Here is a 10,936-nt window from a genome sequence, read left to right on the forward strand (position 1 = left end):
GCCTGTCAGGCCCCGCCGTGGGCGGCGCGGAGCTGGATCTTGTCGATCTTGCCCGTCGCCGCCAGCGGCATGTTGGGCAGGCGCACGACGGCGTCCGGCACCCACCAGGAAGCGACCTGGCCGCGCACGGAATCCAGCAGGGCCTTGTCCGAAATCTCGTGCCCGTCGCGCAGCTCGACCAGCAGGATCGGGCGCTCGCTCCACTTGACGTCGGCGCGCCCGATCACCGCCGCGAGGGCGACCTCGGGCAGGCTGCAGACGATGGATTCGATCTCGGCCGGGTTGATCCACTCGCCGCCGGACTTGATCAGGTCCTTCGCCCGGCCGGTGATGGTCAGGTTGCCCTTGCGGTCGATGCGGGCGAGATCGCCGGTGTCGAACCAGCCGTCCGCGTTGGTGGCGTTGTGGCTCTGGCCGAAATAGCGCTCGATCACGGCCGCGCCACGCACGTGCAGGCGGCCCTCCTGGTCGCGTTGCTCGGCCAGCGGCGCGCCGGTCTCGTCGGCCAGCATCAGGTCCACGCCCAGCGCCGGACGTCCCGAGACCGCGGCCGCGCGATCCGGCTCGCCGATGACGCCGAACACGCCGACGGGCGACAGCTCGGTCATGCCCCAGCTGTTCTGGACGACCACGCCCAGCTCGCGCTCCAGGCGCTCCATCAGGGCCGGCGGGGTCGCCGCGCCGCCCAGGATGATCCGCTGCAGCGAGGGCAGCTTCGCGCCGACAGCCTCCAGGTGCTCGCACAGGCCCAGGAAGACGGTCGGCACCCCGACCGCGATGGTCACGCCCTCGGCGGCGATCAGGCGGGCCAGGCTGGCGCCGTCGGTGTGACGGCCGGGCAGGACCATCTTGCTGCCGGCGGCCGGCAGGGCGAACGGCAGGCCCCAGGCGTTGGCGTGGAACAGCGGTACGATCGGCATCACGACGTCGACCGTGCGCGCGCCCAGCACGTCGGCCTGCAGCATCTTGAGGGTGTGCAGGTAGCTGGAGCGGTGGGTGTAGGTCACGCCCTTGGGCGCGCCGGTCGAGCCGGAGGTGAAGCACAGGCCCGACGGCGCGGTCTCGTCGAACTCGCCCCACGCGACGTCGGCGGCGGCGGTCGCGATCAGCGGGTCGAGCTCCTGCACCAGGGCCCGCGGATGGGACGCCGTCGTCGGGCCGTCGATGACCAGGATGCGCTCCAGGCCCTGCGCGTGATCGGCCACCTCGAGGGCGAGCTTCAGCAGGTCGGCGCTGACCACCGCGATGCGGGCGCCGGACTGATCCAGCATCCAGGCCAGTTGCACGGCGGTCAGGCGCGGATTGAGCGTGTGGCAGACCGCGCCCATGCCCATGATGGCGAACCAGGCTTCGACGTGGGCCTGGGTGTTCCAGGCCAGGGTGGCGACCCGCTGGCCCTTCTCGACGCCGAAGCCGGCGAGCACGCCGGAGGTCCGGCGGGCGCGACCGTGCAGGTCCGCATAGCCGATCCGGGCGTTCTCACGCCCCTCGCGCGCGGTCACGACCTCCGCTTCTGGATGCCATTTCGCGGCGTAGTCCAGGATCTTGTCGAGGGTCAGGGCGAACGATTGGATGCTGCCGTCGATCATGGCGCTGTCCTGTACTAGAGCGGGCGGGCAGGGCCTGGCCGAGCCGAGGTACGCTTCGGTCGGTGGGGCGCGTCGGCGGTCAGCCGATCACCTTCATCAGCCTGAGCCAGAGTTGCTGGTCGAAATCGGGGTCGTTGGTGGCCGCGCCGGTCCGCACGACGATCAGCTTGCGGCTGGGCACGACGTAGAGGCGACGGTCGAACAGGCCGAGCGCGCCGACCAGGTCCGCGGGCGCCGCGGGGATCAACTGACCTTCGCTGCGCGCGGCCTGGGCGCGGACGGTGTAGGCGCCGCCGTTCAGCCACCACAGCCGGCCGTAGGACGGATTGGTGGTCGAGCGGGTGAACAGGGCGTCCAGCTGCGCCTTGGACACGACGCGCGTGCCGTTGTCCGCGACCCCGCCGTTCAGGACCATCAATCCGAACATCGCGACGTCGCGGGGCGTGGTCACCAGCCCGGTGTCGTTGCCGACGGACGCCAGGGCGGCCGGACGCTTGCGCCAGGCGGTGTCCTTCATGCCGGCCGGCGCGGTCAGCCAGTCGTGGGTGATCGTCTCGAGCGGTTGCTTGGCCGCCGCCGTGATGATCCGCTTGGTGATCGCATAGACCGGCGTGTTGTAGAAAAAGACAGTGTTCGGCGGCGCGACGTAGGCGAATTTCTCGTCGAGCCCCGAGCTCATCGTCAGGACGTCGATGACCCGGATCTTCGCTTCCTGCTCGGCGGAGGCTTTGGACCAGCCCTGGCCGAGGTAGGTGGAGACGGGCGCCTCGATGTCGAGCAGTCCCTTGTCGATGGCGATCGCCACCAGGACCGCGACAAAGCTCTTCTGCTGGGAGGCGACATCCTCAAGCAGGGCGCCGTCGGCGCTGGGGCCGTAGGTGAAGGCGGCGAACACCGGATCCGACTCCGGCCCCGGCCAGGCCTGGTTGATCAGCACCTTGCCGTTCTGGATGACGATGAACCCCGTGGAGTTCTTCCTGCGGAGATAGTCGAGCAGGTTCTTCAGATCTTCAGGCTGGGCCGCTGCGGGGACGGCGGCCGGAGCAGGCGCCGCACAAGCGACTGGCGCGGCCGCGAGGAAGGCGGCGAGGGCGCAAGCGAAACCACGGCCGAGCGCGCGTGACATCAGTTCGATCTCCGTCCGGCGACCGCGCGCCGTTTGGTGGTCGGGCTCGGCGTCGTCGCGGAGACGTCCCGCTTAACGCGTGGGCCGCGCGCCAGCATGATGCGCGCCACCTCGCCCTGCATGAAGTAAAGGATCTCGCGCGCCGCCTGGCTGGCCTTGTCCGGATCGCGCTCGAGCAGGCCGGCGCGGACGCTGCGCCAATGCTCGTAGGGGCCCGGGCCGTTGGCGTTCACCGCCAGGGCGACGTAGGAGAAGTGGAAGCGGGTCTTGCGGCGGATGGAGGCGGTCATGCGCTGGGCGTCCGCGCTGCCGTATTCCATCATGTCGCTGAAGATCGCTTCGCTGACCTCGATGATCTGGTCCGACGGGGCGCCGCTCTCCGCGTCGCTCAACAGCCGGTCGATCTTCTTCAGAATGTTGCGGATGGCGCTGTCCGGCGCCCGCATGCAGGCGAAACGCGCCGCCAGGCCGTAAAGCGCGGCGCGGACCTCATAGAGATCGAAGACCTCTTCGACCGTCGTCGCCGACACGCGCGCGCCGCGGTTTTCCTCGATCTCGATCAGGCCGTCGTCGGCCAGGGCGCGCAGGGCGCGGCGCACGGTCGAGCGTCCGACGCCGAACTCGTCGCACAGCCGGACCTCGCGCAGCCATTCGCCCGGCGGGATTTCGCTCTTCTGGATCCGGGTCCGCAGGGTCTGCGCGACCTCCTCGGCGGTCGGCGCGACGCTCGCAACCGCCTCGTTTTGCTCGGTTTTCGGTGTGCGCGCCACGGAATCGCCCCCCTGCAGGCCCGCGGCATTCAGCCGGGGCTCCGCCAGTCTCGCATTGGGCATTCCTATTTCGCGCTGCATGACCGGGCAAGTAACTTGTCTGACCTAACGGCCTGATTGTTGTACAATTAGAAGAGCTTCGGCTTTCGCCGGCTGTCGCGGCGGCCCGGTCGGGCCGCCGCGAGCCGGTTCAGGCCGGCCGGATCACCAGCGGTAGGAGACGCTCACCCCGACGGTGCGCGGGCGGCTGTAGCGGTTGGCCAGCGGAATGGCGCCCTGCTGCAGCTTGAGGACCGGGATGACTTCGTCGGTGGCGTTTTTCACGAAGAAGGCCACCTCCGTCCGGCGGAAATCGACGCCGGTGCGCAGGTCGACGTTGTCGAGATCCTCGAGCGGGATGAACGGCGCGGCCGCGGTCACGGTGTCCTGTCCGCCGCCACGCTGCCCGTTGTAGGCGACGTTGAAGAAGCCGTTCAGGTCGCCGACGAGCGGGCGGCGGTAGTTCACGTTGGCCGACATGGTCCAGTCGGGCATCTGGGCGACCTGGCTGTCCAGGATCGGCGCGCCGGGGACCGACGCCACTTCTTCCCACTTCGCGGACTGGTGCGCGCCGTTGAGGCTGAGCATCAGCCGGCCTTCGCCGATCCGGAAGTTGGAATCGAGGGCGGCCTCGATGCCTTTGATCCGGACCGTGCCGCCGTTGATGTTGAAGATCTGGCCGGCCTGCGCGCAGACGTTGGCCACGGTGCAGCCGTCCAGCACGCTGGCGATCGCGTCGGTGGTTTCCGAGGTGTAGGCCGAGAGGCGGAAGAACACGTGCTTGGTGACGTCGGACTTCAGGCCGACCTCGTAGCTGGTGGTGTTTTCGTTCTCATAGGCCGGACGCAGCGGGTTGGGCGCCACGGCGACGGCCGTCCCGTTGTTCACGCCGCCGGCGCGGTAGCCCGTGCCGGTACGGGCGTAGATGAGCGCCGGCACCGGTCCGTGCAGGCGATAGCTGGCCGAGGCCGCATAGCTCAGATTGTTCTGCTCGAACTCGTAGGTCGTCGGCGTGCCGACCGGCGTGGTCGTGTAGAGGCGGAAGTCGCTCTGGCTGGCGGTCTTGTCGTCGCGCGAGTAGCGCAGCTCGCCGTCCAGCGAGAGGTCGCCGATCTGGTACTTGAGCGAGCCGTAGACTGCGGCCGAGCGATACTCCGACGGGACCAGGCGGTGGGTGCCGAAGGCCAGCGGGAAGGTCGTCGGACAGGTCAGAGCGGTCGGCTTCAGCCGATAGCAGATCGGCGCCGTCGGCGTGCCGCCGCAGATGCCGGACGAGGCGGTCAGCGCGCAGGGGCTGGTCGTCACGTCGCGGACGTAGGTGTCGTCCTGCGCCAGGTATTCGGCGCCGGCCAGCCATTGCAGGTCGCCGTCGATCGCGTCGCCGGTGATGTGGACGTCCTGGTAGAAGGTCTCGTCCTTGGCGTCGGTGTACGTCCCGCCCAGCGGATAGAGGCCGATCTCGTTCAGCGACTGGAACATCGCCTCGGTCGCGAGGTCGACCGCGGCGGAGAAGTGCTGCTGCGAGCGCGAGCGCAGCGCCATCGTCGTGGACGTCAGGGCGCCCCAGCCCAGGTCGTACTTGGCGGTCAGCATCGCGCGGTCGACCTTCTGGTGCAGGTCGTTCAGCGTGTCTTGCGGGATGTCGTAGCGGGGACCGGTGTAGCCGAGCGGAATCGTGGCGATCTGGCCCGCCGGGACCACCCATTGGTTGGCGAAGGTCGGCAGGTTCATGTCCTGCGAGTCGACCAGCAGGTTCACGTCCAGCGGGCCATCGGTGTAGCGGATCTGGCCGCGCACGATGTAGCCGTCGGTGTGGTCGTAGTACTTGTTCTGGTTGGGGTTGTAGTATTGACCGGCCCCTTGGCCGGTGACCTGGGCGCCGAGGCGGACCGCCACCTTGTCGCTCAGCTGCTGGTTGACGACGCCTTCCATCCGCAGCTGCTCGAGGTCGTCGGTGTAGGTCGCCGACACGCGTCCGCCGTTGCGCTGCTGCGGCTGGGCCAGGACGACGTTGACGCTGCCGTATTCGGAGTTGCGGCCGTAGAGCGCGCCCTGCGGGCCTTCCAGGACCTCGATGCGCGCCAGGTCGAAGTAGTCGATGCGCTTGAAGTTGCGCCCGCCGAGCGTGCTGCTGCCGACATAGGCGCCGTTCACGAACAGGCCGACGCCCGAGTCCGCGCTGGTCGCGCGCTGGGTGCCCGAGCCGCGGATCGACACTTCGGCCAGGTTTTCGCTCTGCAGGCCGTTGAAGCGGGCGCCGGGCACGGTCTGGAGAAGATCGCCGACCCCCTCGATCGGGCTCTTCGCCTCGAGCTGTTCGGCCGACATCGCCGTGATCGTGCTGGGCACGTCGCGGACGGCCTCTTCGCGGCGGCGCGCCGTGACGACGACGTCGCCGAGCTCGGTGGCCTTGTCCTTATCCGTCGCGGCCGTGTCGGCCGCCGTCGAACCGGCGCTCTGGGCTTGGGCCATCACGACCCCGGGGCTCATCGCCGCGATCAGCGCGACGGACGAGCACGCAAGCAAGCGGACCTTCCTCATTCACTCCCCCCTTATTCGTGCCGTCGATCTCCGCCGCGGCTAAGCTGAACCATTCTCCCTGTCCCACCTTCCTGTCAAGATTGTACGACAATTCACGCTTCACGGTGTGGCGCCGCGGTCAGCCTTGCGTATCAATGGTGTCCGAACGGTTGGCGTAACGGCGCTCTGAGCGAGCCCGCGGGCGAACGGCCGAAGGGCCTGCCATACAAGGGGGCGTCGGGCTTGTCGGGCGGAGCGCCGGCTGTCGCTAGTTGTCAGACAAGTGACGCGCTCTTGTCGTGCAATTGCTTGACATCCGCCAATCGCCGAAAGACGCTCGGCCCCAGAGCGTCATCAAGAACGCCAAGGGGAGCGGATGTCCGTGTCGAAGACCGCCGGCAAAGCGCCCGGCCCGAAGATCGCGATCATGGCCTCGGCCGGGGCCGCCGTCGAATGGTACGACTTCTTCATCTACGGCACGGCGGCGGCGCTCGTCTTCCCGCACCTGTTCTTCCCGGCCGATCTTCCCCCCTTCGTGGCGCAGATCGCGTCCTTCAGCACCTTCGCCGTCGGCTTCATCGCCCGCCCGCTGGGGGGAATGCTGTTCGGCCATTTCGGCGACATGCACGGGCGCAAGCGCGCCCTGGTGGTGGCCATGTTCCTGATGGGCCTCTCGACCGTGCTGATCGGGTTCTTGCCCGGCTATGCCGACGTCGGCGTCGCCGCGCCGCTGGCGCTGGTGGCCTTGCGTTTCATCCAGGGCCTGGCCGTTGGCGGCCAGTGGGGCGGCGCAGCCCTGCTGGCGATCGAGAGCGCGCCCGCCGGCCGGCGCGGCTTCTACGGCAGTTTCGTGCAGGTCGGCGTGCCGCTGGGCGTCGTGCTCGCCAACGCCGTGTTCCTGGCCGTCAGCGCGACGCTCGCCGAAGACAGCTTCATGGCCTGGGGCTGGCGGGTCGGCTTCATCCTCAGCGTGGTGCTGATCTTCATCGGCCTCGCCGTGCACCTGGGCGTGACGGAACCGGCGGCCGAAAAGTCCGCTGAGCCGGGGCCGCAAGCCGGCGCGCGGCGTCGTTCGCCGCTGATGGAGGCGGCGCGCGGACATTGGCGGACCATCCTGCTCGCCGGCGGCGCCTTCGTGGCCAACAACGTCTGTTTCTACGTCGCCATCACCTACGCCATCGCCTACGGCACCACGACCGTGGGGCTCGAGCGAGACGTCGTGCTGTCGGCGGTGATGGCCGGGAGCGCGCTGATGATCCCGGTGCTGCTGCTGTGTGGCGCGGCCTCCGACCGGTTCGGCCGGCGCGGGATCTTCCTGCTCGGCGCCCTGCTCTCGGGCGTGTGGGCCTTCGTGGTGTTTCCGCTGCTGGAGTCCGGCTCGGTCCCGGCCGTCTTCCTGGCGATCGCCGGCCAGCTGGTGTTCGTCAGCATGATGTACGGGCCGCAGGCGGCGCTGTTCGCCGAGCTGTTCCCCAAGTCGGTGCGCTACTCGGGTGCGTCGCTGGGCTACCAGATCGGCGCCGTGGTCGGCGGCGGCCTGGCGCCGATCATCGCCACCGCCCTGTTCGCCGAATACCAGTCGAGCCAGCCGATCTCGGTCTACCTGGCTTCCATGTGCGCGATTTCCTTCCTCAGCGTGCTCTTCCTCGGGCGCCGTCGGGGCGGCGACGTCGCGGATCAGAGCGCGTCCGTCGCGCAAGGCCAGATCGGATAGTGGCGATGATCGACACCAACAGACGAGCCTTCCTCGGCGCGGGCGCGCTGCTCTCGCTGAGCGCGACGAGCGCCGGCGCGGCGACTGCGCCCGCGGCCGGCGACTCCATTGAGGCGGACCTGCGCCGCTATGTCGGCCATGGCGAGAAGCGCGCCGGCGGCGCCGGCGACACGGCCTGCGGCGAGTGGCTGGCGGGCGAGCTCGCGAAGGCCGGCTACGCGATCCAGCGGCAGACCTTCTCGGCGCCCTTCTTCGAGACGGCGCGCGCGGACCTGGTCAGCGGGCAAACGACCGCGCCGGTCTATCCCCAGCCGATCGTCGTTCCGACCGGTCCCGGCGGGGTCTCCGGCCCCCTGGTCCGGGTGGATTCCGCCGGCCGTTTCGCCGGGTCCCTGAAGGGGGCGATCGCGCTCGTGGACCTGGCGCACGCGCGCTGGTCGACGATGATGGCGCCGGGCGCGCGCGGGCCGATCGAGGCGGCGTTCAAGGCCGGAGCGACGGCCGTCGTGGCGATCACCAACGGGCCCACCGGCAAGGTGATCGCGCTGAACGCCGACGGCCGCGCGCCGATGTTCACGGGGCCGGTCGCCCTGATCGCGCCCGAGCAGGCCGGCGGCTTCCTGGCCGCCGCCATGCAGGGCCAGGAGGCGCGACTGACCATCGAGGGGCAGGGCGGCCAGCGGCCGGCCTTCAACTTCGTCGGCCGGATCGATCGCGGCAAAGGGCGCTGGCTGGCGGTGTCGACGCCGCGGTCGGGCTGGTTCGGCTGCGCCGCGGAGCGCGGGCCGGGGGTGGCCGTCTGGCTGCACCTGGCGCGCTGGGCGGCGGGCGCGCTGAAGGACTACGACCTCGCCTTCGTCTGCAACACCGGCCACGAGTACGAATACCTCGGCGCGGCCGAGGCCATGAAAGAGATCGCCCCGCCGCCTTCAGCGACCCGCTTCTGGCTGCACCTGGGCGCCAACGTCGCGGCGCGGGACTGGCTCGATACGCCCGGCCGCCCGGCCCCCCTGCCCGGCGTCGACAGCCAGCGGGTCCTTTCCGTTTCGCCGGCGCTTCTGCCGCTGGCCCGCACCCTCTTCGCCGGCCAGCCCGGTTACGAGGCGCCGGTGTCCAGCGAGGTCATGGCGGCGGGCGAGCTCGTCGAGGTCATCAAGGCCGGCTACGCGCCGGCGGCGGGCGTCTTCGGCATCCACCGCTATCACCACACCGCCGAGGACGACGAGCGCTGCCTGAACGTGCCCGCGACCGTCGCCGCCGCGGCGGGCTTCCGCAAACTGCTCCAGGAAGTCGCCGCCGGGCGCGGGTGATCCGGCGCATGCGGGGGCGGCGGGCCTGGCGACCATATGCTGGTCGCCAGGCCCGACCGACTATCGCCGATCCGGCAGACGCTGCAGGCGTTTCTGCGCCACCATCGGGTACAGCTGGCCGCCGTGGTAGGTGACGACCCCGCACATTCGGTCGCCCGCGCCGGAAAGCGTGGCGTTGAGAGTGACGTCGCCCTCGAGCGATGCCACGATCATCTGAACCTTCCGATCGCTCACCGTCGCGCTCCGAATGACGACAGGCGCGGTCCGCACGGGCGTCAGCGTTCCGCCATAACGCCCGTCGAGCCGGCCGACAGTCAGGAGGCCGAAACTCGGGACGCCGCCCACGTCCATATAGAAGTCCCACAGCCCGGCCAGGTCCGGCTCACCAGCGGCGGCGCCCGACGCGGGGGAAGGATCCTGGGCGCAGGTGGGCTTGAGAACCGTAGTGTCCTGCGCAAAGCCCGCGGCGGGGACAGCGATGACGAGCATCAAGGCGCAGGCGAAAAGTCCGTGTCGCATCTGGGCTCCGGTAGAACGGCTTAGAGTTCGCCGCCCTCTCGCCCGGCTGAGCGGCCTGGACAACGGCCCAATCCGCCAACGCCATTCGCGCGTCCCTGATTTACGGCAATGCTACAGGCCCGGGGGCATCCGATGCGACGAGCCGGCCAGGGCCGTCAGGAGCTCCGCGCTTCGAGGCCCGAGCGAACCGCCGCGAGGTAGGTTCTCCCGACCGGTACGGTCATGCCGCCGGTGAGCTCGATGAGCGTCTGTTGGCCGTCGCGGCGCAATCCGGCGACCGCCTTGCGCGCGACCCACCAACGTCTGTGCGCCTGAAAGCCGAGCTGCGCCGGAATGATCCGAACGGCTTCGCTGAGCCGCATGTGGATGAGAGCCGAACCCAGGCGTGTGTGGACCAGCAGATAATGGTCCTGCGCTTCGAGGGCCAACAGGTCCCGTCCCAGCCGGCCAGGCACGCGCGCGAAGAACTGATCGGCGTTCGCGTCTTCCGCGGGAGGCGCTGGACTGTGCGAGGCGAGAAACGGCCATACCGCAACGCCGGCGATGATCAGCTGGACCGACGCTACGGAAAGGTAGAGCGACACCAGCCGTCCCGGCGGCGTCGAGCGTTCGGGAAGCAGCGCTTCGAGCGCCCACGCCACGACGAACATCATCGGCAGAGTGGAGATCAATCCCACGAGGACGATCGCGGCGATCTTGGGCAGGCGAGCGAACGCCGGCGCAGGACGAAGGATTTGCAGGGTGGCGATCGCCAGCGCGTAGCCCGTCGCCACACAGCCGAACCAGAAGGCGTAGCGTTCGGGGTGCGCCAGCGACCGAAACGAGCCGAACGGCCCCGCGAACCCCAGAAACACCCCCAGGGCGATCGCCCCGTAGACGCTGGTGAAGAGCGGGGAGCTCCAGGTGCGGAGAGGGATCGAGGGCATCTTGCGGCGTTGGCGAAAAGCGAACGCTAATCACGGAAACCGGTGTTGTCGAGCCGGCCGGACGCGGGCGAGACGCTCACCTCACCGGCCGGTCGGCGCCGGCGTCCGTCGCGCGCCGAAGGACGGTCTGGACCTGTCCGGCGGCCGTCCGGGTCGGGCCGTAGCGAAGCTCGGCGCTTCGCCGGGATTCCCTGGCTGGAAGGAGTGGTGCCGCCTAGGTGACTCGAACACCTGACCTACGCATTACGAATGCGCCGCTCTACCGGCTGAGCTAAGGCGGCCCCTTACGCCGGTCCCGCTCGCGCGGGAGGACGGTCGATTTACACGGACCCCGGCGTCTTGCCAAGGCCGCCCGCGCGGGCGGTCGATTAAGTCGTCGGCTTGCCGCGGCCGCCGCCGGTGCGGCCGGCGCCGGAGCGGCGG

General features: G+C 69.7%; 8 protein-coding genes and 1 tRNA gene. 2 read left to right on the plus strand and 7 right to left on the minus strand.

The window, feature by feature from the left end:
* Positions 1–5: 5 nt before the first annotated feature.
* The 4 genes from G3573_RS03215 to G3573_RS03230 form a co-directional block, all read right to left on the minus strand.
* Positions 6–1,589: an AMP-binding protein gene (locus G3573_RS03215; RefSeq protein ID WP_163259408.1), complete on the minus strand. Its 1,584-nt coding sequence runs from the start codon at positions 1,587–1,589 to the stop codon at positions 6–8.
* A 79-nt stretch (positions 1,590–1,668) separates the two neighbouring features.
* Positions 1,669–2,715: a serine hydrolase gene (locus tag G3573_RS03220; RefSeq protein ID WP_163259409.1), complete on the minus strand. Its 1,047-nt coding sequence runs from the start codon at positions 2,713–2,715 to the stop codon at positions 1,669–1,671.
* Positions 2,715–3,485, minus strand: a complete 771-nt coding sequence (locus tag G3573_RS03225) for a GntR family transcriptional regulator (RefSeq protein ID WP_163259410.1) — start codon at positions 3,483–3,485, stop codon at positions 2,715–2,717. Before G3573_RS03225 ends, G3573_RS03220 begins: the two co-directional genes overlap by 1 nt.
* Before the next feature lie 204 nt (positions 3,486–3,689).
* Positions 3,690–6,065, minus strand: coding sequence for a TonB-dependent receptor plug domain-containing protein (locus G3573_RS03230; RefSeq protein ID WP_163259411.1), 2,376 nt, complete (start codon positions 6,063–6,065; stop codon positions 3,690–3,692).
* A gap of 355 nt (positions 6,066–6,420) precedes the next feature.
* On the opposite strand from G3573_RS03230, the gene G3573_RS03235 reads away from it, so the two are divergent.
* On the plus strand, positions 6,421–7,758 hold the full coding sequence (locus tag G3573_RS03235; protein ID WP_163259412.1) for an MFS transporter: 1,338 nt from the start codon (positions 6,421–6,423) through the stop codon (positions 7,756–7,758).
* A 5-nt stretch (positions 7,759–7,763) separates the two neighbouring features.
* A complete protein-coding gene (locus G3573_RS03240; protein WP_205598043.1) occupies positions 7,764–9,068 on the plus strand; it encodes a hypothetical protein in 1,305 nt (434 codons plus the stop codon).
* Positions 9,069–9,128: 60 nt separating this feature from the next.
* On the opposite strand, the gene G3573_RS03245 is transcribed toward G3573_RS03240, so the two are convergent.
* The 3 genes from G3573_RS03245 to G3573_RS03255 form a co-directional block, all read right to left on the minus strand.
* Entirely contained in the window at positions 9,129–9,587 is a 459-nt protein-coding gene (locus G3573_RS03245) for a hypothetical protein (protein WP_163259413.1), read from the minus strand.
* 155 nt (positions 9,588–9,742) lie between these two features.
* Positions 9,743–10,513 carry a LytTR family DNA-binding domain-containing protein gene (locus tag G3573_RS03250; RefSeq protein WP_163259414.1) on the minus strand — a complete coding sequence of 257 codons (771 nt, stop codon included), beginning with the start codon at positions 10,511–10,513 and terminating at the stop codon, positions 9,743–9,745.
* Positions 10,514–10,718: 205 nt separating this feature from the next.
* Positions 10,719–10,794 (minus strand) — tRNA-Thr (locus tag G3573_RS03255).
* Between the last annotated feature and the right edge of the window lie 142 nt (positions 10,795–10,936).

Origin of the sequence: Caulobacter sp. 17J65-9, from assembly GCF_010975005.1 — a bacterium.
Lineage (GTDB): Bacteria > Pseudomonadota > Alphaproteobacteria > Caulobacterales > Caulobacteraceae > 17J80-11.

What these genes read in the sequence shown, in the direction of transcription:
- G3573_RS03215 (WP_163259408.1), bottom strand. Translation starts at nt 1,589, where the DNA reads ATGATCGACGGCAGCATCCAATCGTTCGCCCTGACCCTCGACAAGATC.
- G3573_RS03250 (WP_163259414.1), bottom strand. Translation starts at nt 10,513, where the DNA reads ATGCCCTCGATCCCTCTCCGCACCTGGAGCTCCCCGCTCTTCACCAGC.
- G3573_RS03235 (WP_163259412.1), top strand. Translation starts at nt 6,421, where the DNA reads ATGTCCGTGTCGAAGACCGCCGGCAAAGCGCCCGGCCCGAAGATCGCG.
- G3573_RS03245 (WP_163259413.1), bottom strand. Translation starts at nt 9,587, where the DNA reads ATGCGACACGGACTTTTCGCCTGCGCCTTGATGCTCGTCATCGCTGTC.
- G3573_RS03240 (WP_205598043.1), top strand. Translation starts at nt 7,764, where the DNA reads ATGATCGACACCAACAGACGAGCCTTCCTCGGCGCGGGCGCGCTGCTC.
- G3573_RS03230 (WP_163259411.1), bottom strand. Translation starts at nt 6,065, where the DNA reads ATGAGGAAGGTCCGCTTGCTTGCGTGCTCGTCCGTCGCGCTGATCGCG.
- G3573_RS03220 (WP_163259409.1), bottom strand. Translation starts at nt 2,715, where the DNA reads ATGTCACGCGCGCTCGGCCGTGGTTTCGCTTGCGCCCTCGCCGCCTTC.